General features: G+C 72.9%; 19 protein-coding genes and 1 tRNA gene. 15 read left to right on the forward strand and 5 right to left on the reverse strand.

The window, feature by feature from the left end; all coding sequences use genetic code 11:
- Positions 1-383: 383 nt before the first annotated feature.
- Positions 384-3,665 (forward strand): FtsK/SpoIIIE domain-containing protein, encoded by a 3,282-nt coding sequence (locus ACFQQL_RS14060; protein WP_382395466.1) that lies wholly within the window; start codon positions 384-386, stop codon positions 3,663-3,665.
- On the opposite strand, the gene ACFQQL_RS14065 is transcribed toward ACFQQL_RS14060, so the two are convergent.
- The gene (locus tag ACFQQL_RS14065; protein ID WP_382395468.1) at positions 3,645-4,058 is read right to left on the reverse strand and encodes a hypothetical protein; all 414 of its coding nucleotides are present in this window, start codon (positions 4,056-4,058) and stop codon (positions 3,645-3,647) included. The two genes, ACFQQL_RS14060 and ACFQQL_RS14065, sit on opposite strands and share 21 nt — an antisense overlap.
- A 286-nt stretch (positions 4,059-4,344) precedes the next feature.
- On the opposite strand from ACFQQL_RS14065, the gene ACFQQL_RS14070 reads away from it, so the two are divergent.
- On the forward strand, positions 4,345-4,596 hold the full coding sequence (locus ACFQQL_RS14070) for a WhiB family transcriptional regulator (RefSeq protein WP_382395470.1): 252 nt from the start codon (positions 4,345-4,347) through the stop codon (positions 4,594-4,596).
- A gap of 78 nt (positions 4,597-4,674) precedes the next feature.
- Here the strand turns inward: ACFQQL_RS14070 and ACFQQL_RS14075 are convergent, their stop codons facing one another.
- Positions 4,675-6,132 carry a sensor histidine kinase gene (locus tag ACFQQL_RS14075; protein WP_382396140.1) on the reverse strand — a complete coding sequence of 486 codons (1,458 nt, stop codon included), beginning with the start codon at positions 6,130-6,132 and terminating at the stop codon, positions 4,675-4,677.
- Between the two features lie 125 nt (positions 6,133-6,257).
- On the opposite strand from ACFQQL_RS14075, the gene ACFQQL_RS14080 reads away from it, so the two are divergent.
- From ACFQQL_RS14080 to ACFQQL_RS14130, 11 genes are all read left to right on the forward strand, one after another.
- Complete coding sequence (locus tag ACFQQL_RS14080) at positions 6,258-6,755, forward strand: DUF2505 domain-containing protein (protein ID WP_382395472.1); 498 nt, start codon at positions 6,258-6,260, stop codon at positions 6,753-6,755.
- A 185-nt stretch (positions 6,756-6,940) separates the two neighbouring features.
- Complete coding sequence (locus tag ACFQQL_RS14085; protein ID WP_382395473.1) at positions 6,941-7,408, forward strand: OsmC family protein; 468 nt, start codon at positions 6,941-6,943, stop codon at positions 7,406-7,408.
- The gene (locus ACFQQL_RS14090) at positions 7,405-8,067 is read left to right on the forward strand and encodes a hypothetical protein (protein ID WP_382395475.1); all 663 of its coding nucleotides are present in this window, start codon (positions 7,405-7,407) and stop codon (positions 8,065-8,067) included. The genes ACFQQL_RS14085 and ACFQQL_RS14090 overlap by 4 nt, the downstream gene beginning before the upstream one ends.
- 10 nt (positions 8,068-8,077) lie before the next feature.
- Entirely contained in the window at positions 8,078-8,380 is a 303-nt protein-coding gene (locus tag ACFQQL_RS14095) for a hypothetical protein (protein WP_382395477.1), read from the forward strand.
- A complete protein-coding gene (locus ACFQQL_RS14100; RefSeq protein ID WP_382395479.1) occupies positions 8,377-8,928 on the forward strand; it encodes an AAA family ATPase in 552 nt (183 codons plus the stop codon). The genes ACFQQL_RS14095 and ACFQQL_RS14100 overlap by 4 nt, the downstream gene beginning before the upstream one ends.
- A 137-nt stretch (positions 8,929-9,065) precedes the next feature.
- A complete protein-coding gene (locus tag ACFQQL_RS14105) occupies positions 9,066-9,434 on the forward strand; it encodes a YciI family protein (protein ID WP_382395481.1) in 369 nt (122 codons plus the stop codon).
- 218 nt (positions 9,435-9,652) lie between these two features.
- A complete protein-coding gene (locus tag ACFQQL_RS14110) occupies positions 9,653-10,093 on the forward strand; it encodes an Hsp20/alpha crystallin family protein (protein WP_382395483.1) in 441 nt (146 codons plus the stop codon).
- A 114-nt stretch (positions 10,094-10,207) separates the two neighbouring features.
- Entirely contained in the window at positions 10,208-11,038 is an 831-nt protein-coding gene (locus tag ACFQQL_RS14115; protein ID WP_382395485.1) for a thymidylate synthase, read from the forward strand.
- The gene (locus ACFQQL_RS14120; RefSeq protein ID WP_382395487.1) at positions 11,038-11,535 is read left to right on the forward strand and encodes a dihydrofolate reductase; all 498 of its coding nucleotides are present in this window, start codon (positions 11,038-11,040) and stop codon (positions 11,533-11,535) included. Before ACFQQL_RS14115 ends, ACFQQL_RS14120 begins: the two co-directional genes overlap by 1 nt.
- A gap of 222 nt (positions 11,536-11,757) precedes the next feature.
- Positions 11,758-12,522: an endonuclease/exonuclease/phosphatase family protein gene (locus ACFQQL_RS14125; RefSeq protein WP_382395489.1), complete on the forward strand. Its 765-nt coding sequence runs from the start codon at positions 11,758-11,760 to the stop codon at positions 12,520-12,522.
- Positions 12,523-12,741: 219 nt separating this feature from the next.
- Complete coding sequence (locus ACFQQL_RS14130; protein ID WP_382395491.1) at positions 12,742-13,398, forward strand: hypothetical protein; 657 nt, start codon at positions 12,742-12,744, stop codon at positions 13,396-13,398.
- On the opposite strand, the gene ACFQQL_RS14135 is transcribed toward ACFQQL_RS14130, so the two are convergent.
- Positions 13,289-15,388 carry a sensor histidine kinase gene (locus ACFQQL_RS14135; protein ID WP_382395493.1) on the reverse strand — a complete coding sequence of 700 codons (2,100 nt, stop codon included), beginning with the start codon at positions 15,386-15,388 and terminating at the stop codon, positions 13,289-13,291. The genes ACFQQL_RS14130 and ACFQQL_RS14135 overlap by 110 nt on opposite strands.
- Before the next feature lie 163 nt (positions 15,389-15,551).
- Here ACFQQL_RS14135 and ACFQQL_RS14140 point away from each other — a divergent pair, with 163 nt between their 5' ends.
- A complete protein-coding gene (locus ACFQQL_RS14140) occupies positions 15,552-16,178 on the forward strand; it encodes a hypothetical protein (protein WP_382395495.1) in 627 nt (208 codons plus the stop codon).
- 18 nt (positions 16,179-16,196) lie between these two features.
- Entirely contained in the window at positions 16,197-16,889 is a 693-nt protein-coding gene (locus ACFQQL_RS14145; protein WP_382395497.1) for a response regulator transcription factor, read from the forward strand.
- 44 nt (positions 16,890-16,933) lie between these two features.
- Here ACFQQL_RS14145 and ACFQQL_RS14150 read toward each other — a convergent pair.
- Both ACFQQL_RS14150 and ACFQQL_RS14155 read right to left on the reverse strand, forming a co-directional pair.
- A tRNA-Met gene (locus ACFQQL_RS14150) sits at positions 16,934-17,010 on the reverse strand.
- A 106-nt stretch (positions 17,011-17,116) separates the two neighbouring features.
- Positions 17,117-20,149 (reverse strand): UPF0182 family membrane protein, encoded by a 3,033-nt coding sequence (locus ACFQQL_RS14155; RefSeq protein ID WP_382395499.1) that lies wholly within the window; start codon positions 20,147-20,149, stop codon positions 17,117-17,119.
- Positions 20,150-20,277 lie beyond the last annotated feature (128 nt).

Below are 20,277 nucleotides of genomic sequence, written 5' to 3' on the forward strand. Positions count from 1 at the left end.
CCCCGAGGTCATGGTGCGCAGCCACGTTAGGAAGGTCTGGGTCCAGCCTCAAATGGCCGAACCGTCGCGCGGCGTCCGCTCCGACCCACCTCCCGACCCGACCCCGACCTCCCAGGCCCGCAGTATGACGCGGTTTCCGCGGGGTCGCACAGCAATCGGCGAGGCACCGTCACGGAGCAGTCGAGAATCCGGCGATCGTTACCGGTCTGCAATCTTGGGGCGAGCGATGTCCTGCACGTGACTCGGCCTTGAGCAGTACTTGAGGACACCTTGACACGACGGCCCGCGCCAGGCAACCGCGCCATCCACAGGGCGTCCCGGACCCTACGGTCGTCCACAGGACGCCCGCCGCGAGCACGGCATGCCGGTGCACTCTCGGACGCGTGACCGCTCTCCTACGCACGCCGCCCGCCGTCGACGTCGCGCGGTCTGCCCTGAGGACGCCCTGGCACCTCGCGGTGGTCGCCGGACCGGACACCGGATGGTGCGCGGGCCTCGGCCCCGACGTCACCGAGCTGGGCCGGCGGCCGCTCGGCTCGGACCAGGTCCTGCCGCTGACCGACCCGCTCGTCTCCCGGCGGCACGTCGCGGTGCGGGCGCGCCGCGGACGCCTCGAGGCCCGGGACCTGGGCTCGGCGAACGGCACCAGGCTCCGCCGGGCCCGCCGGCGACGACGGCGGCGTGGGCCGAGACCCGGGCGATGGGCGCGGTCGCTGCGCTCCCGCTGGCGGCCCCTCGGCGAGGGCGACCGCCTGGAGCTGGGCAGGACGGTGCTGGAGGTGCGCCGTCGGCCGGACGAGCTGCGCCCGCCCTCCCCTCCGGAGCCCGAACGCCGCCGCCCCGCCCGGGACTGGCTGCGGCTGGCCCTGCCCCTCGTCGCGTGCGTGACGATGGTCCCGATCCTGCTGGTGGGGTCCGCGAACCCCTGGCGGTGGGCCGTCCTCGCGGTCCCGGTCGCACTGGTCGTCGCGATGGCGCTCGGGCAACGACGGGCAAGACCACCCGACCTGCCGGATGCCGCTACCGTGCTGCTGCTGGCCGCCAGCCGCGCCGTCCCGGCGGACCCCGGCGAGACGTTGCGGGTCCGGCTCGGGACGGGCGGCCGCCGCTCGCCCGCCCCGATCGACCTGGCCGACGGCGACCGGGTGGCCCTCGTCGGCCCCGACGACGCCGTCCTGGCGACCGGCCGATGGCTCGTCGCACAGCTAGCCACCTGTCACCCGGCGAGCGTCGAGCTCCCCGACCGCCCGCGGCTGGGCGCGCCGCGCGCGCCCTGGCAGGTCGTCGTCCATCGGGAGCCCTTCGCCGCGGAGCCACCGGTGCACGGCCGGACCGGGCGGACTGACGAGCCGTCGCGGGTCGACCTCGTCCTCGCCGGTCCGTTGGAGGCCGTCCCCGCCTGGTGCACCCGCGTACTGAGCGTGCCGGACGACGGCGTCGCACCCCCGTGGGCGAACGCCGTCGCCGACCTGCTCGCCGCGCCGGCCGAGCAGACCGCCGCCACCGCCGCACTGCCCGGCGACGTGCCGCTGCGCGACCTGGTCGGCCCGGCCGAGGACGTCGGCAACCAGTGGCGCGAGCCCTCTCCCGGCCTGTCCGCACCGATCGGGATCTCGGCCGACGGACTGGAGGAGATCGACCTGGTCCAGCACGGCCCGCACGCCCTGATTGCCGGCACCACCGGCGCGGGAAAGTCCGAGCTGCTGCTCGCGTGGCTCGTGGCCCTGGGTGTCCGGTACTCGCCGCGTGACCTGCAGCTCCTGCTGGTCGACTACAAGGGCGGGGCCACGTTCGCCCCGCTCGCCGGGCTGCCGCACGTGGCCGGAGTACTCACGGACCTCGACCCGGCCGCCACGACGCGGGCGCTGACGAGCCTGCGCGCGGAGGTGCGCCGGCGCGAGCGGCTGCTCGCCGCTGCGGGGGCGAAGGATCTCGCCGGTTACCGGGAGGCGGGCCCGGACCGGGAGCACCTGGCTCGGCTCGTCGTCGTGGTCGACGAGTTCCGCGCCCTGGCTGAGAGCCACCAGGACGTCCTGGACGCCCTCGTTCGACTCGCCACCCAGGGCCGTTCGCTGGGCATCCACCTCGTCCTGGCCACGCAGCGTCCGGGTGGCTCGGTGGGCGCCGACGTCCGGGCCAACCTCACGCTGCGGATCTGCCTGCGGGTGCTGGAGCCGGCCGAGTCGCACGACGTCATCGGTTCCGCCGCCGCGGCCGAGCTGCCCGCCGTGCCCGGCCGGGCCGTGGTCCGCGGCGACGGTCTGCGCACCGTGCAGGCCCCGTGGTGCGGCGCGGACGGCTGGGTCGACGCCGTCGTCGCGCGGGCCGCGCAGTCGTGGCGGGAGCTGGCGGGCTCCGCGGCACCACCGCGCCCCTGGGCGCCGCCGCTGCCGGAACGCGTCGCCCTGTCGGACCTGGCCACCGAGGCCGGCCGCACCGCGTGCCTGCCCCTCGCCACGACCGACCTCCCCCAGGAGCAGCGGCTCGGCACCTGGCACTGGGAACCCGACGGACTCCTCGTGGTCGGCGGACCCGGCACCGGCCGGACCACCACGCTCCGCACCGTCCTGGCGGCGGCCCTGGCGGCCGACGTCCCCGTCCATCTGGTCGCGGCCGAGCCGGCGCGGTTCACGGACCTCCGTGGGCCCTCGCGGGGCACGGTGGTCGGCGCCGATGACCCGCGCCGGGTGGCCCGGCTCCTGGAGCGCCTGGACGGCGACGGCCTGCTCCTCGTCGACGACGCCGACCTCGTCACCGAGCGGCTCGACCTCCTCGCCGGGACCGGGCAGGGCGCAGCACTGCTGGCCCGTGCCGTCCGCGACGCCCGCCGGTCGGGCGTGCGCGCGGTGCTCAGCGGACCGCCCTCGCTCGCCGGCGCCCGGTGGCTCGAACCGTTGCGGACCCGCCTGGTGCTCGCGGCCAAGGACGAGACCGAGGCGCTCGTCGCCGGCGTGCCCCGGGACCTCGTCGGCGGGCCGCCGCTGCCCGGCCGCGGGGTGCTCGTGGAGCCCGGGCGCGCCACCGTGCTCCAGGTGGCGACCGCGGGCGCGTGCGACCTGGGCCCGCCGCGGCCGGGGATCCTGCGGCTCGCGCCCCTCCCCGAGCAGGTACCGGTGCACACGCTCCCGCGCCCCGGCCGACCGGACTGGACCGCCGTCGTCGGCCGTGGCGGGGACGACGCCGGCCCGGTCCGGGTCCGCTGCGGCCCGGGCGAGGTGGTCCTCGTGGTCGGTCCGCCCGGCAGCGGCCGCACGACGGCGCTGCGCACGATGCGGGACCAGCTCGCGCCGGTACCCGGCTCGGCCGTCGCCCCGGAGCCGGGTGACGTGCTGCCGGGCGGCACGTCCGTCGTCGTGCTCGATGACGCCGACACCTGGCCGGTGCACCACCTCGAGGAGCTCGCGGCCACGACGCGCGGGGTGGCCGTCCTCGCGTCCGCTCGTCCCGAGTCGGTCGCGGCCGCCTATCGCGGTCCGCTCGCCCTCTGGCGCGCCCGCGCCTCGCTCCTGCTGCTGCGTCCCTCGGCCTCCGGGCCGCAGCTGACCGACGTGCCCCTCCGCACGGCGGTCGACCCGACGCGCCCGCACCAGGCCGGGCTCGGCGTGCTCGTCACGCGTGGCCGGGCGACCCCGGTCCAGGTGGCCTCAGACGACGGCGCCCGGTGAGCGGGTGGTCGAGGCGTGCTCGCGCGAGCTGGGCCACAGGATGCCGACGACGACCGCCACGGACAGCGCCACCACCGCCATGACCGCCGCGACCGGTAGGCCGGTGACCAGCGTGACGGAGGTGATGATCTGGAGGAGCTGCCAGGTGATGAGCGGACCACGTCCCCACCGCATCCCGCGCCACTGCGCGCGCGCCGCCGCGGCCAGGAGCAGGGCGAAGCCGACCAGCAGGACGGCGAACGGCACGACGACGCCCAGGCCACGGCCTCGCCCCGCCGAGAGCGCACCGGCGACCACGATGACGGCTGTCCCGACGAGGAGCAGCGCCTCGAGCAGCGCCCCGGCCAGGGCGAGCTTGAGCGGCAGCGGGACGGCCGCGCGGGTGGTGGTCACAAGCCCGAATCTACCGTCGCGGAGCGTCCGCGGAGATCCCGCCCGAGCGTCCCCCGACGGGCCGTCCGACCCACCCGCGCGTACCGCTGCACGGACACCAGGCGCCCACGTCGCGGACAGGCACCGGCGCCACGCGCGCCTGTGAGAAAGGGCACGACGTCACCGAGAAGTCATCTCCCGGAAACCCTTGTGAACGATTCAAGGGCCGTGCAAAGGTTGTCGGCGGCACTTTGATCCCGGACCGCCCCTCCCTCAGGGCACGGCCCGCATGCGCAAAGGAGACTCTATGGACTGGCGTCACCGCGCCGCCTGCCTCACCGAGGACCCGGAGCTGTTCTTCCCCATCGGAAACACCGGACCTGCCCTCCTCCAGATCGAGGAGGCCAAGGCCGTCTGCCACCGGTGCACGGTCGTCGACACGTGCCTGAAGTGGGCGATGGAGACCGGGCAGGACTCCGGAGTCTGGGGCGGGCTGAGCGAGGACGAGCGTCGTGCGCTGAAGCGCCGCACCGCTCGTGCCCGGCGAGCCGCCGGCTGACGCCAGGCCCACAGAGAACCACCGACGCCGCCGGGAGACCGGCGGCGTCGTGCTCTGTCCGGGCGCCGCGTTCCGCGGTCAGAACCGGCGCACGATCTGCCCAGGGACGCCGATCCACGCCGAGAGCGCGACCTCGGTGCCGCCCTCGTCGCGGCGACGCCACTCGATCGAGCCGTTCAGCTCGCCCTTCACCAGGGTCTCGACGATCTGGGTGCCCAGACCCGAGAGCACCCGGCCGTCCTCGATGCCGACACCGTCGTCGCTCACCGTCACCTCCAGCTCCGGGCCGGATCGTGCGGCCCGGACCTTGACCGTCCCGGTCCGGCCGGCCAGCCCGTGCTCCACCGCGTTCGAGACCAGCTCCGTGAGCACGACGGCGAGGGACGTCGCCGCCTCCGCACCGACCTTCCCGAAGGTCCCGTCCACGACCGTGCTCACCGAGGAGTCCTGCGAGGCGACGTCGGCCGCCAGTCGCAGCAGCCGGCCGAACACCTCGTCGAAGTCGACCACCTCGTCCAGGCCCTGCGAGAGCGTCTCGTGCACCATCGCGATCGTCGAGACCCGCCGCTCCGCCTCGTCCAGCGCCGCCTGCGTCTCCGGGTTCGGGCTGCGGCGGGACTGCAGCCGCAGCAGCGCGGAGACCGTCTGGAGATTGTTCTTCACGCGGTGGTGGATCTCCCGGATGGTGGCGTCCTTGGTGATCAGCTCCCGCTCGCGGCGGCGCACCTCCGAGACGTCACGGCACAGCAGCAGGGCCCCGCGCCGCTCCCCGTTCTCGGTGAGGGGCACGGCCCGCAGGGTGAGGGTCACCCCGCGCGACTCGATCTCGGTGCGCCACGCGGCCCGTCCCATGACGACGACGGCCATCGTCTCCTCCACCGTGCTGTGATCCTCGATGAGGGACGTGACGACCTCGCCGAGGACCTGCCCCTTCAGCTCGCCGATCACGCCGAGCCGGTGGAAGTTGCTCAACGCGTTCGGGCTCGCGTAGATGACCCGGCCCTCCGGGTCGAGCCGGACGAGCCCGTCGCCGACGCGCGGCGCCCCACGCCGGGACCCGGTCGGGGCGCCCTGCTGCGGGAACTCACCCCGGCTGATCATCCCGCACAGCACGTCGGCGATCTCGATGTAGGACACATCCAGCCGGGACGGCACCCGCGAGGTGGGCAGCCCGACCTCGCGGGTCAGCACGCCGAGCATGCGGCCGGCGCAGACGACCGGCAGCAGCACCTCACGCATCGGCAACGAGGCGCGGCCCTGCGGGTCGGCCCGCACGTGGATGCCGCGGTCCGCCATGGTCTGCGCCATGAGCGCGCGCCGCACCTCCGACGGCTGCTGGCCGACGATGTCCTGGTAGTGCACAGTGGCGGCGGTCGACGGCCGGCAGTGCGCGGCCGCCACGAAGTCGCCGTCCTCGGTCGGGAGCCACAGCACGAGATCGGCGAACGCGAGATCGGCGACGACCTGCCAGTCCCCCACGAGCTGGTGCAGCCACTCCGCGTCACGCTCGTCGAGGTGTCCGGACTGGGCGATCATCTGGGCGAGCGTGTGGGCCACGGCCCCAGCGTAGGACGTGCTGGCACCCCCGCGGTGCGACGTTACGCTGGCCGCACCAGCCCGTGCTGAGCCAACGCCGAACCGCGTCCCGAGGAGCCCTCCCCGTGCAGTTCACCACCACGATCACCTACCCCGCGGACGTCGAGACGGTCGCCGCCATGCTCGCGGACGAAGACTTCGTCACCAGGAAGATGGAGGCAGCGGGCGCGCTGCGCTCCAGCTGCGACGTCACCCGGGACGGCGAGGCCTTCACGGTCACCACGCGCGCCGACATGCCGACGACGAAGATCCCGCCCGCCTTCCGCTCGCTGGTCGGCAGCTCCCTGGAGGTCGTCATCGTCGAGGACTGGGGCGCCCCGGTCGACGGCGCACGCACCTCCACGTTCACGCTCGAGATCAGCGGCGTGCCGGTGAAGGTGCGGGGCAGCCAGCACCTGGTGCCGACCGCGGACGGGAGCGAGGAGACCTACTCCGGGGACGTCACGGCCTCGGTGCCGCTGGTGGGCCGGAAGATCGAGAAGACCGCCGTCGACACCGTGGACAAGGTCGCCGCGGTGGAGCGGCGGCTGGGCCTGCAGTACCTCGACGGGCAGCGCGCCTGACGCGGCTCGTCAGCGACTCCGAGAGAGGTGCCCCTGGCTCGCCATTGAGCCAGGTGCGTTGCCCACCGTACTCGGATGTGACGTGGCGCACGGCACATCCGACGCGCGAGACGACTGTTCCGCGCAGCCCAGCACCCGCGCCTCGCCGGACAGCGGCGCGGCCGGACGCGTGCGACGATGCGGTCATGACTGCGACGAGCGAGGACAGTCCGAACCCCGAGGTCGACGGCCGCACGAGGACAGCGTCGGCGCTGTGGGCGGAGCGCACGGGCACCCGGTCCTACACAGGTCGGAACGCCCGTGGCGCCGAGGTCCTGGTGGGCGACGGCGAGGGACAGTTCACGCCCGGCGAGCTGCTGCAGATCGCCCTGGCGACGTGCTGCACGCTGTCCGCCGACCATCGCCTCGCCCATGCTCTCGGCGATGACTTCGCCGCCACCGTCGGGGTCTCCGCGGAGAAGAACAAGGAGGAGAACCGCTACGCCTCCCTCACCGCGGAGATCGTCACCGATCTCTCCGGCCTGGACGACCAGACCCGCACCAGGACAGTGGAGCGGGCGGAGGCGGCGATCGAACGGCAGTGCACGGTGGGCCGCACGCTCGCAGCGGGCGCCGGTCACACCGTCGTGTTCACGGACGAGGTGGCAGGTTGAGCCCCCGCACGGAGCGTCGGCGCGGCCGCACTCTCGAGCGGCTGCTGGATCTGGCCGTGCGGCGTGCCGCCAAGGGAGCCGACCGTGTGGCCGAGCTGCGGCGGGAGCGTCCCGGGATCACCCCGGCCGAGGCGATCGCCCACCTCGAGAAGCGCTACCTGGCTCGGGCGGCCCGGCTCGGCGGCGCCGTCGGCGCGGCGGCGGCCTGGCCGGGCATCGGTACCGTCAGCGCGCTGGGGCTCACCGGCGCCCAGTCGCTGGCCTTCCTCACCAGCTCGGCCGAGCACGTCATGGCCGTCGCTGCGGTCCACGGGATCGACGTCGAGGACGTGGAGCGTCGCCGCACGCTGCTGCTCGCCGCGCTGCTCGGCGAGGACGGCGCCCAGGCCGTGAGCGGGCAGCTCGGCCTCGGCACGCTCTACTGGGCGCGGGCCGCCCTGACGAGGCTGCCGCTGGGCACCGTGAAGGCCGTCAACAAGATGCTCGCACGGCGGCTGGTGCAAGCCGGCCTGACCCGTGCGGGCGCGCTGTCGGTCGGTCGCCTCACCCCGTTCGGCGTCGGCGCGGCCGTGGGCTACTGGGGCACCAGGATGATGGGCCGGAGCGTCCTGGAGGGGACGCGGGAGGCGTTCGGTCCCCCGCCGGAGAGCTTCCGCTAGCCTCACCACGGTGTCCACCGCGGTCCGTGCGTCCGGCCTGCTGCCCGTCGGCGGCGGCCACGAGATCTACTGGGAGGAGTCGGGCGACCCGCATGGGATCCCGGCGCTGTACCTGCACGGCGGTCCGGGCGGCGGGCTCGGCAAGGGCGGGTACCGCGAGCGGTTCGATCCGCAGAGGTTCCGCATCGTCGGCCTGGACCAGCGCGGCTGCGAGCTCGTCGTCGACGAGGACGAGGGCCGTGGCGGCGCCAACATGGCCGAGGCCTGGCAGGCGGCGAACACGCGGCACGCCCAGCGGGTCGGGACGGCGTGACCGACGGCGTCGCGCTGCATCCCCGGCTGATCGTGGTGAGCGGCCCGCCGGGCTCGGGCAAGACCACGCTCGCCCACCGCCTCGCCCGACGTATCGGCTGCCCGGCGGTCTGCCGCGACGAGATCAAGGAGGGCATGGTCCACGCGCACGGACCCGGGTTCCTCCCCGACACCCGCGATCCGCTCACCGCGCGCACCTATCCCCTGTTCTTCGCGTGCGTCCGCCTGCTCCTCGACGGTGGCGTGACCGTCGTCGCCGAGGCCGCCTTCCAGCACGGCCGCTGGGCGGCCGGCCTCACCCCGCTACGCGACCTGGCCGAGCTCCGGATCGTGCGCTGCGCGGCCGCTCCCGACGTCCTGCTGCGACGCCGGCAGCAGCGACTGGCCGAGATCCCCACCCGCTCCGCGCATCCAGACGCCGGCTGGCCTGAGACCGATCCGGCGTGGGAAGCGATCAGGCTCGACGTCCCGACGCTCGATGTGGACACCGGCGACGGGTACGACCCGGCGCTCGAGGACATCGTCACCTTCGCCGCGGCCAGGACCTGACGCGCCGCGCTCGGACCCACGTGATGCGGCCGGCGCAAATTCCGTTCTCGGTACGCCGCCGGTGTGCCAGGCTCCGGAGCGTCAGGGTGGCGCTCACCACGACCCGGGCGGACGGCCTCCGCCGAAGGGAGCAGGCAATGACGCAGTACATGCTGACCAACCCGCACGACTCCGCGGAGGAGCCGACCATGGCCGACATGGATCCGGCCGTCCTCGAGGCGCTGCTCGCCAAGACCATGGCCTTCCTCGACGACCTCCGGGCCCAGGACGCGCTCGTCTTCGCAGGCGGCCTGCACCCGCCGTCGAGCGCGAAGACGGTCGACGCCACCGGTGAGACGCCGACGGTCGAGAACCGGCCGTTCGTCGAGGCCGACCAGTACGTCGGCGGCTTCTGGGTCATCGACGTCGCGAACGAGGAGGCGGCGGTCGAGTGGGCCACCCGCGCCTCGGAGATGCTCGGCGGCCCCATCGAGGTGCGCGCGTTCCAGGAGATCCCGGACGCTTGAGGCCGCACTGCTGGGCCCCGCGGCCGGCGCGAGCCGGCCACCGCCTTGAGCGTTGTCGACTCAACTTTTCGCCCTGAGCGATCACCGCTTAGCACTCGAATAGGGAGAGTGCTAAATCTGTTGTCGTGCACGAAGCACCCGACCGGTCCGCAGCGACGGTCCCGGCCGGGCGGCCCGGAAGGTCCGGGCCGACAGTGTTGGATCAGGGGTGATCTTTCATGGCTACGCGTTTCGACCCGTTCCGGGAGATGGACGAGTGGCTCGCCACCATGCGGCGCCAGGTCCCGAACGCACCCGGCATGCCACTGGACCTGTACCGCGAGGGTGAGTCCTACGTCGCCCGCGTGGACCTGCCCGGCGTCGACCCGGCAACGATCGACGTCGACGTCGAGGACCGAACGCTGACCGTGCGCGCCGAACGGCGCATGGACGTTCCCGAGGACGCGCAGTGGCTCACCCACGAGCGCCCGACCGGCACGTTCGCCCGTCAGCTCTCGCTGGGCCACGGCCTCGCCCTCGACCGGATCCAGGCGGCCTACGCCGACGGCGTGCTCACGCTGACGATCCCGGTCGCCGAGGAGGCCCGACCGCGCAAGATCGAGGTGGCCCACACGGGCAACCGCGCCGAGGTCGAGCAGCGCTCCGAGCCTGCCGCCTGAGGTCCCGGCAGTACACCGAGGCCCGCGCACGTCGCGGGCCTCGGTGCTGTCCGGCACCGGGGCGCACCGCGCGTCGATCGGGTCCCGTGACTTGGCCGGTCCTACCATGGAGGCGTGAGCCAGACCGAGACGCCGCTCGCCGCCACCGCCGCCGGCACGGCCTACGAGGATCTCCTGCGGCACGTCCTGGAGCACGGCACCCCCAAGAGCGACCGGACGGGGACCGGGACGCGCAGCGTCTTCGGCCACCAGATGCGGTTCGACCTGCGTGCCGGCTTCCCGCTGGTGACCACGAAGCGCGTCCATCTGAAGTCGATCGTCGGTGAGCTGCTGTGGTTCCTGCGCGGCGACTCGAACGTCCGCTGGCTGCAGGACCACGGCATCCGGATCTGGAACGAGTGGGCGGACGAGGACGGCGACCTCGGACCGGTCTACGGCGTCCAGTGGCGATCCTGGCCCACGCCCGACGGTGAGCACGTGGACCAGATCCGGCAGGTGCTCGAGACGCTTCGCCGCAACCCGGACTCCCGCCGCATGGTCGTCTCCGCCTGGAACGTCGCCGAGCTCGACCAGATGGCACTCATGCCGTGCCACGCGTTCTTCCAGTTCTACGTCGCCGAGGGGCGGCTCAGCTGCCAGCTCTACCAGCGCAGCGCCGACCTCTTCCTCGGCGTGCCGTTCAACATCGCCTCCTACGCCCTGCTCACGCACATGGTCGCCCAGCAGGCCGACCTCGAGGTCGGCGACTTCGTGTGGACCGGCGGCGACTGCCACATCTACGACAACCACGTCGAGCAGGTCCGCGAGCAGCTGACCCGCGAGCCGTACCCGTTCCCGACGCTGCGCCTGCGCAAGGCGTCCTCTCTGTTCGACTACGACTTCGACGACGTCGAGGTGGTCGACTACCAGCACCACCCCGCGATCAAGGCACCGGTCGCGGTCTAGTGCCCCTCGGTCTCATCTGGGCCCAGGCGCGCGACCGGGTCATCGGCGCCGACGGGACGATGCCCTGGCACGTGCCGGAGGACATGGCGCGGTTCCGCCGGATCACCGCCGGCACGACAGTGGTCATGGGACGGACTACCTGGGAGTCCTTCCCCCCGGGGTTCCGGCCGCTGCCGGACCGCCGCAACATCGTCCTGACCCGCCGCACGGACTACTCCGCGCCGGGCGCGGAGACGGTGGCGGACCTCGAGACCGCGCTCACGGCGGCCGGGAGCGGCACGGTCTGGATCCTCGGGGGCGGGGAGATCTACGCGCAGACGATCGACCGGGCCGACGTCCTGGAGGTCACCGAGATCGACATCGAGGTCGACGGCGACACCCGGGCCCCGGAGATCGACCCGGCCGTCTGGCGCGTCACCTCGGTTGACCCCGACGACGGGTGGCACGTCTCCTCGAAAGGGCCCCGCTTCCGCTTCCTCACCTACCGGCGCGCCTGAGCCGCACGGGCCCCCACGCAGGAACCGGGCACCCGACCTAGCCCCGCGTGCGCGCACTGCGCCCCCGGTGCGCACAGAGGCGCGGTCGACGCGACCGGCACTCAGTGCTGCTGAACGTGCGGGTGCAGCTCGCTCTCTACCGCCGCTGTGTGGTCTGTTGCAACAATCGCGACGTCCACATCGGCTATGGACGCCGTTCGTCCGCACGGGGGGAGAAGCCACATGTCGTACGAGATCAGCCGCCGCGGTCTCATCACCGGGACGCTGGCAACGGGTGTTGCCGCCGGCCTCGGTGTCGATCCCGCAGCGGCCGCCGCGAGGGAACGCGGGCTCAAGCTGTCGACCGCCAATGTCGGCTTGGAGAGCACGCCACGGGTCGGATCGATCCTGTCCGGACAACGACCGCACGTGATGGTGCTCAGCGAGGCCGAGAACGCCCGGTCACATCTGTCCGCTCTGGCCGATCGGCACGGCTACCGGCTCAAGCAGTACACCAGGAAGCACGGTGATCTCGCGCCGGAGATCGCGTTCCTGATCCGCGACGACGTCACGATCCTGCAGCGCCGGCTGCTGAAGATGACTGAACGGTGGCGGTTCAAGCGGTGGCGCGAACCGCGTCGCTACCAGGCCTTCAAGGTCAGGCACAACGGAGCTACCTGGTGGGTGATCGGGATCCACTTCCCCCCGATGGGTTACCTCCGCGAGGCGAACCAGCAGGCGTGGCGGGAGTCCCGGATGCGGATCCAGCGGTTCGCGCACAGCCACCCGAACCACCCCGTGATCGCGGTCGGCGACTTCAACAAGCTCGCGCCCGCCGTCGACGACGCATTCCCTCGTTTCACGACCAAGCTCGGCAGTCATAAGACGCACGCGATCAGCATCAACGGCCGCGGTGACCGGTTCGGCCGGAAGAGACGGCACGAGCCGAAGCCAAAGGGTGGCAACGGCCACGGCTGGGTCACCTTCAATCTGTGGCAGGCTGTCTGATCCCGATGCCCGTGGGGTGATCGACCCGGCCATCCGGCGCGTCACCTCCGCCGACCTCGACGACGGGTGGCACGTCTCCTCGACGGGCCGCGCTTCCGCTTCCTCACCCACCACCGCCGCGGGTGGGGAGGCTGCACCGTCACTGTGCGGGCTCCCCCCTCGTCGTGCTCCGGGGCGGCTGCGACAGTGATCGCAACGACGGCGGAGGCGGTGGGCCCGATGAACGCACGCGCACAGGGCGACGGGCCGGGGTTGCTGCGAGGCGGCGTGCGGCCATGGGCCGCTGTGCTCGTCGGCGCCGTTGCCGGCCTCGCCTGGGCGGCGGCACTACGCGCCTACATGGCCGAGCTGGCCGGCAGCACCTCCGAGGTCGGCTGGGCGGGCACGTTCCTCGCGATCCTCCTCCCCGGTGCGCTCACCGGCGGCGTCCTGGGGTGGGCGCACGCGCGCGGCCGGCGTCCGGCGCCGCCCCGATGGCCTGTCCTGGCGCCACTGCCGTTCGCCGTCGCGCCGCTCTTCCTGCCGGGCGCGCTGGCGGATCTCTTCTCCTCCGCGCTGGGCCTCGGCGCCCTCGCCGTCGCGCTGTACGGCATCGCGGGCGGCTACGCACTCTCGGGCCGTGGAAGCCGCCTCGGACGCGCGCTGTGCGCGGTCCCCACCGCCGCGGTGGCGATCGGGATCGGCATCACGCCCCCGCTCGTCGGCGGGCCCGACCTCACCCTCACCGAGCCCCGCGGCGCATGGGTCGCCGTCCTCGGCGTCACGCTCATGGTCCTGGCGGCCGTGGCGTGCTCGATCCCGTGGCGCTCGGCAGGTCCGGTACAGGTACCGAGCCGCAGATCCGAGCTCCGTCACCTGAGCCGCTCTCGATCGTGAGCGTGCCGCCCACCGCGGCCAGCCGGTCACCGATGTTCACCAACCCGGACGTCGCACGGTCGTCGTCGGTCCGGTAACGGTCGAAACCTACGCCGTCGTCGCGGACCGAGAAGGTCAGCGTGCCCCCATCCACGGAGAGCTCCACCTGGATCCGTCCTGCGCCGCTGTGCTTGAGGGCGTTCTGGATCGCCTCGAGGCACGCGAAGTACACCGCGGACTCGATCGCCGCGTCGTAGCGTGCGACGCCGTCGGCGGACACGTCCACCGGGACGGGCAGCCCGCGGGCGTGGGCGCGCAGCGCCGCGGCGACGCCGGCCTGGTCCAGGATCGGTGGCTGCAGCCCGTGCGCCAGCACCCGCAGCGTGTCGACCGCGCCGTCGATGCCCGCGGCGACCTCCCCGAGATCCGCCGCGAGGTCACCGGGCGCCGGCAGCGCGGCCTGGATCACGGCCAGCCGGAGCCGCAGGGCGATCAGCTGTGCCTGTGCGCCGTCATGCAGATCCCGTTCGATGCTCCGGCGTGCCGCGTCCTGGGCCTCGACGAGGCGCCGGCGGGACGAGCGCAGCTCGACCAGCTGGTGCTCGAGCGCCGCCGACAGTCGGGCGTTGTACAGCGCCGCCGCCGTGATGTGACTGACGTCCGCAAGCAGCTGGTGACTCCAGCGCGGGAGATCGCCCGGGACGTCGGCCAGCAGCCGGAGCTCGCCCAGCTGCTCGTCATGGCTGACGACGGGCGCGGCGAGCACGGTCCCGAACGCGCCCTCGCGGCCGGATGTGGCCGCAAGGACCAGCTCGCCGTGCTCACGCAGCCACGCCTCCGCCCGCGCCGAGCCGGTCGCACGCCTGAGCACGTCGACGACACCCGCGAGCAGGTCCGTGGCGGCGCCGGCACTCGCCTGCGCCGCCATCTGAGAGACCACCTGCGTGTGGTCGGTCCCGAGGTGGTAGACCGCGCGGGTGATCAGGCGGCTCGTCACCCGGCGGACCGGCTCGACGCCGAGGGCCACCAGGCCCACCGCGACCAGGGGCAACAGGTCGTTGTCGCTCATGCGCGCGGCGACCCAACCGACGGCGACGATCGCCGCCGCGACGAGCGCCGTCACCACGACGGACAGCCCGACGACGACGGTGCGCCGGGCGAGCACGGGCTCGAGGTCGTGCACCCGCAACCGGGCCACCGCGAGCGCGTAGGCGAGCAGCACGAGCTGCAGCGCCACCAGGCTCGTCGGCGTCCACATCCACGGCCACGGATACGTCGCGAGGCACAGCACGGCCAAGAGAGTCACCGCCGTGCCGACGACCTGGAACGGGCGACGTTGGTCCGCGGCCGTGTGCCGCCACCGAACGACCATGGCGGCCAACGCCCCCAGCGTGGCCGCGGCGAGCAGCGCGAATCCCGGCAGGAGCAGGAGCGGGACGACGACGGGCTCGGAGCCGACGGCCCAGTCCGCCGCCGGCCAGCCGTCGACGACCAACCCGGCCAGGGCCAGGACCCCACCGGCCGCACCGAGCCGTAGCACGAACCGCCAGCGCGGCCCGGGCAGGTGCCCGTCCGGGAAGATCGCCGGCAGGACCGTCACCAGCAGCACCACCTGCGGCAGCCACAGCCAGTTCATGAACCACAGCGGCACGGACGCCGCGGCCGGCATGCGGGCCGGGATCAGGTCCGGCACGGTCGGGATCGGCGCACTGTGCCCCCACTGCACCATGCCGACGTCGGCGAGCGCGGCGACCACCACATGCGCGGCGCCCAGTGCGGCCACCACCAGCAACAACCTGCCGATCGGGTTGCCAGGCCGTCTGCGGACGACGAGCCGGCCGACCCAGGAGAGCATCAGCGCCGTCGGAGCGTTGTGGAGCACGAACAGGCCGTACATCACCTCGACCGACCGGCCGCGCAACCACAGTGAGCCGACGGCGACCACGACGGCGGCCGAGATAGCCGTCGCCGCCACGGTCGCCCACGGGCGTCGAGCCGCGACCCGCTCCACCCAGCGAGTATCGACCGCTCGGCCGCCGCCCGTGAGGCGATCAGCCGCACCGGGCTCGTACGGCCGGCCTCCCGGCGGTTCGTCGGCGGGCGCCCTGGGCGCAGCACCGGACCGGAGCGAGGCTCGAAAGGTCCGTGCAGCACTAGACCCTTCGGAGACCACCATGAACGTCACCCGTCCTGGCGACCGCTTCCTCGCGTCCGCCGTCGTGCTCGCCCCGATCGTCTTCCTGGCCGGCGACGTCGCCTACATCGTGGCCGGGAACGGCGTGAACGACGGCGTCCTCGGCGGCACCGTGGGCGTCTGGTCGTGCTTCCTCCTCGGCTGGGCCTTCGTCGGCCTGGCACGGTGCCTCGCGGCTTGCGCTCCCCGCGGGTCTCTCGCCCTGCTGGTGCTCGCCCTTCCAGCCGTCTGCGCCGGGGCGGGGTTCAACGTCAACGCGCTGCACCGGGCACAGTTCGGCAACGACTTCCCGGAGGCCGCCTTCACCGATCCTGCGGGGGCCATCGGTGTGCTCGCCTTCGTGCCGTGGGGCTGGTTCGCCCCGGCGGCCTTCGTCCTCACCGGCGTCCTCGTCTGGCGGACCCGGATCGGCCCGCGGTGGGCGGCGGCGCTGACCACAGCCGGTGGTCTGTTGTTCATCAGCGCGCGTCCGGTCGCCATCGACCCGCTGGTCGTGGTCGCCGACCTGACCCTCGTGCTCGGGCTCGTCCCCATCGGCATCGCCATGCTCGCCCGGCGCCGGCCCGCTGCCGATCCGGAGCTCCCGGCCGCGGCCGCGGTGCGCTGAGCGCGCTACCGTCCCGTCATGGAGCCTGCGCCGGCGCTCCGGATCGTCGCCGCCGAGGACAGCTACCTCATCCGGGAGGGGCTGCGGGCCCTGCTCGCGACGCAGGACGACATCGACCTGGTCGGAACGGCCGCCTCCCTCCCGGAGGTGCTGGCCGTCGTCGCCGAGCACCGGCCGGACGTGCTGGTCACCGACGTCCGCATGCCGCCCGGCCAGGGTGACGAGGGCATCCGCGCAGCCGAGGAGCTGCGCGCCGGCCATCCCGAGACCGGCGTGGTGGTCCTCTCGCAGTACGTGGAGCCCGATTGGGCGCTGCGGCTCTTCGACCCGACCGCGGCCGGACGTGCCTACCTGCTCAAGGAGCGCCTGGGCGACATCCGCCAGCTCCGGCAGGCGATCCGCTCGGTCGCAGCCGGTGGCTCCATGCTCGACCCGCGCGTCGTGGAGGCGCTGGTCCGGGCGCGCACGGCGCGGGAACGCTCTCCCCTCACGCGCCTCGCCCCCGGTGAGCGTGACGTCCTGGAACTCATGGCGGCGGGGCTGTCCAACGCGGCGATCGCCGAAGGGCTGGTCCTCTCGGAGAGGGCGGTCGAGAAGCGCATCACCGCGGTGCTGACGAAGCTCGACCTGGGCCCGGATGACCCGGGCGTCCACCGCCGCGTCCGGGCGGTGCTCATGTACCTGGCCGGCACGGCCGGCGGCGGTTCTTGAGCTGACGACGAAGGCCCGGTCCGTGTGGACCGGGCCTTCGTACTTGGTAGCGGGGGCAGGATTTGAACCTGCGACCTCCGGGTTATGAGCCCGGCGAGCTACCGAACTGCTCCACCCCGCGTCGGCCTGACCAGGTTACGCCGCCCGGAGTTCTGCGCACAAATCAGCGGCGCGTGCGTTCCCTCACAGGTGGTCCCGGCAGGCTCGTGGCCGGACCGGTCCCCGCGTCAGCCGTCGGTGGGCTCCTCGTTCGACTCGTCGGTCTGCTGCTCGGCCCCGCCGCCCTCGGTCGCGGCGATCTCCTCCTCGGCGGCGAGCGCCTCCTCGAGCGCCGACTGGAGCCGCTCCTGCGCCTCGCCGTACGCGGCCCAGTCCCCGGAGGCGAGTGCCTCGCTGGAGGCGGCCATGGCCTCCTGCGCCTCGGCGAGCGCCTCGGTGAGGCGCTGCTGGGCCGCGATCGGCACCTCGGTGCTGCCGCTCGGCTCCTCGCCACCGTCCCCGGGCTGCTCCTGCCCGTCCTCCTCACCGGAGTCGCCCGTCTCGGCACCCGAGTCACCGCCGAACACGGCGTCGAGCGCCCCGTCGAGGGTGGGCGCGAAGCCGATCTCCTCGCCGAAGGACACCAGGACGCGCCGCAGCAACGGATACGAGGTGCCGCCGGTGGACTGGACGTACACGGGCTGGACGTAGAGCAGGCCGCCCCCCACCGGGAGTGTGAGCAGGTTGCCCGGCAGCACGTTGGAGTCGCCCTGCCGCAGCAGGTTGAGCTCGCTGGAGATCTGCGGGTGCGAGTCGAAGTTGTTCTGGACCTGGCCCGGCCCGGGCACGGTGATGTCCGATGGCAGCTCGAGCAGCCTCAGCTGGCCGTACTCGTCCCGGGGCCGGCCGGCGGTGTTCCCTGTCTCGGAGTCGACGGCGAGGAACCCGGTGAGGATGTTCCGGTCGGTCTGACCGCCGGGGATGTAGCTCGAGGTGAGCGAGAACGTCGCCGCGTCCTGACCGGGCATCTGCATGGTCAGGTAGTACGGAGGCTGGAGCTCGCCACCCTGGCTCGTGGGGTCCGCCGGCAGGTTCCACTCGTCCGAGCCGGAGTAGAACGTGGCCGGGTTGGTCACGTGGTAGCGGGACAGGAGCGTGCGCTGCACCTTGAACAGGTCCTCGGGGTAGCGCAGGTGGCTCATGAGGTCGCCACTGATCTCGGACATCGGCCGGACGTGTCCGGGGAAGATGTTCTGCCACGTCTGCAGGACCGGGTCCTCCTGGTCCCACTCGTACAGCGAGACGGATCCGTCGTAGGCGTTCACGACCGCCTTGACCGAGTTGCGGATGTAGTTGACCTGCTCGGGGATCTCGCCGGCGGCTGCCGCGTTGGTGGGAGCCCCCTCCTGTGCGAGCAGCGAGTCCTCCGTCGCGGCCTCGAGCGACTCGCGCGCGGAGTACGGGTAGTCGTTCGTGGTCGTGTACCCGTCGATGATCCAGACGAGCTCCTTCGGGGTCGACGGGTCATCATCGGTGTCCACGACGGCCGGGTAGGCACGGTTGTCGAGGGTCAGGTAGGGCGCGACCTTCGCGACGCGGTTGTGCGGATCACGGTCGTAGAGGATCTGCGACACCTCGGTAACCCGGTCGGAGAAGAGGATCTGCAGGTCGCCGAAGCGCAGGGCGTAGAGCAGCTTCTCGAAGAAGTTGCCGACCGACGGGCCGCCGTCGCCCGAGTAGGTCGTCGGGACGTAGCCGTCCTCGGCCTGGTCGTCGGGGTAGTCGAGCTCCCACGGCTCGGCCCCCTCCGGGGCGCCGACGATCGAGTACTCCGGCATGTTCTGCCCGAAGTACACCCGCGGCTCGTACTCGCCGAGCGCACCGGTGCTCGGGATGCCCTGCTGGAAGAACGCCGGACGGCCGTCGGCCGCGGTCTGGTTCCCGTACGCGGCCACCACGCCGAACCCGTGGGTGTACACCGTGTGATCGTTGACCCAGCTGCGCTGGTCCGCGCCGAGCCCGTCCTGGTTGAGCTCGCGGACGGCGATGACGGTGTCCCGGCTCTCGCCGTCGATCGCGTAGCGGTCGACGGCCAGCTGCTCGCTGAACCCGTAGTACTGGCGCGACTGCTGCAGCTGGTTGAACGTCGGCGAGACGATGTTCGGGTCCAGCAGACGGATCGAGGCCGTCGACTGGCTGTCCTCACGCAGCTGGCCGGCCTCGGCCTCCGTGGTGGCCGAGTACGTCTCCATCTGGATGTCCTCCATGCCGTACGCCCGCAGCGTGGCCTGGATGTTCCGGTCGATGTACTCGCTCTCCGCCTCGATGGCGTTGGGCTCGACCTGGAAGCGCTGGATCATCGCGGGGTAGGCCGTGCCGATCACGAGCGCGGAGACGATCATCAGGGCCACGCCCGCCGCCGGCAGCCGCCACGTGCCCCGGACGGCCGTAACGACGAAGAGGACCACGACGATGAGGGCGATGCCCGCGAGGATCAGCTTGGCGGGCAGCGTGGCGTTGATGTCGGCGTACGAGGCGCCCGCGAAACGGTCGTTCTGCCCCACCAGCGCCGAGTACCGGTCCAGGAAGTAGCTGACCGCGATGAGCAGGACGAATACCGCCGCGAGCACGGACAGGTGCACGCGCGCCGGCGTGGTCACGCGCTGCTGGCGCGGTGCAAGCGAGACCCCGCCGTACAGGTAGTGCGTGATCAGCGCGGCGACGGCGGAGAGAAACACGACCGTCATGAGGAACGAGACGACCGAGCGCAGCACGGGGAGGGTGAAGACGAAGAAGCCGATGTCGAGCCCGAACTCCGGGTCGGTCTCACCGAACGGCACCTGGTTCAGCCAGACGAGGACCGGCCGCCACATCCCGCTGAAGGAGGAGCCGGCGAAGAGGCCGAGCACCACCGGCGCGCCGATCATGATGAGCTTGCGCAGCGGCTCGATGCTCTCCCGGTAGCGGTCGAGGTTCCGCTCCTCGGGCGTGGTCGGCGGGTAGACCTGCCGCTTCGAGTAGGCCAGGTGCAGGTTGAGCCAGATGGCCCCGCCCATGACGAGGAAGCCGATCACGAACAGCAGCACCCGGGCCGTCCACTCGCGCAGGAGCACCGCGGTGAAGCCGAGCTGCTCGTACCAGCGGACCTCCGTCCAGACCTGCGCCATCGCCATGACGACGGCGACCAGGACGGCCAGCACCACGAGGGTCGGGACGAACGCGCCGCGGCGGCGCGGCCCACCGTCCTCCCGGCTCGGTCGGGGGGCGGATGCGAAGGTCACTGAGCAGCACCTCTGAGTTGTCTCGTACCGACGATGTGTCTCGGCCCTGGCCGGTCGTCCCGCCGCGCGATCGTCGCGCGCCGCCATCCTGGCAACGGGTGGGCCCTCCCCAAGGTTCCCATATCGCG

The sequence above is a fragment of the Georgenia alba genome, assembly GCF_042665525.1.
Lineage (GTDB): Bacteria > Actinomycetota > Actinomycetes > Actinomycetales > Actinomycetaceae > Allobogoriella > Allobogoriella alba.

Bases quoted from the DNA above. Each gene is read 5' to 3' on its own strand.
- ACFQQL_RS14070 (WP_382395470.1), top strand. From the start codon at position 4,345: ATGGACTGGCGTCACCGCGCCGCCTGCCTCACCGAGGACCCGGAGCTG.
- ACFQQL_RS14075 (WP_382396140.1), bottom strand. From the start codon at position 6,132: ATGATCGCCCAGTCCGGACACCTCGACGAGCGTGACGCGGAGTGGCTG.
- ACFQQL_RS14085 (WP_382395473.1), top strand. From the start codon at position 6,941: ATGACTGCGACGAGCGAGGACAGTCCGAACCCCGAGGTCGACGGCCGC.
- ACFQQL_RS14105 (WP_382395481.1), top strand. From the start codon at position 9,066: ATGACGCAGTACATGCTGACCAACCCGCACGACTCCGCGGAGGAGCCG.
- ACFQQL_RS14110 (WP_382395483.1), top strand. From the start codon at position 9,653: ATGGCTACGCGTTTCGACCCGTTCCGGGAGATGGACGAGTGGCTCGCC.
- ACFQQL_RS14125 (WP_382395489.1), top strand. From the start codon at position 11,758: ATGTCGTACGAGATCAGCCGCCGCGGTCTCATCACCGGGACGCTGGCA.
- ACFQQL_RS14130 (WP_382395491.1), top strand. From the start codon at position 12,742: ATGAACGCACGCGCACAGGGCGACGGGCCGGGGTTGCTGCGAGGCGGC.
- ACFQQL_RS14140 (WP_382395495.1), top strand. From the start codon at position 15,552: ATGAACGTCACCCGTCCTGGCGACCGCTTCCTCGCGTCCGCCGTCGTG.
- ACFQQL_RS14145 (WP_382395497.1), top strand. From the start codon at position 16,197: ATGGAGCCTGCGCCGGCGCTCCGGATCGTCGCCGCCGAGGACAGCTAC.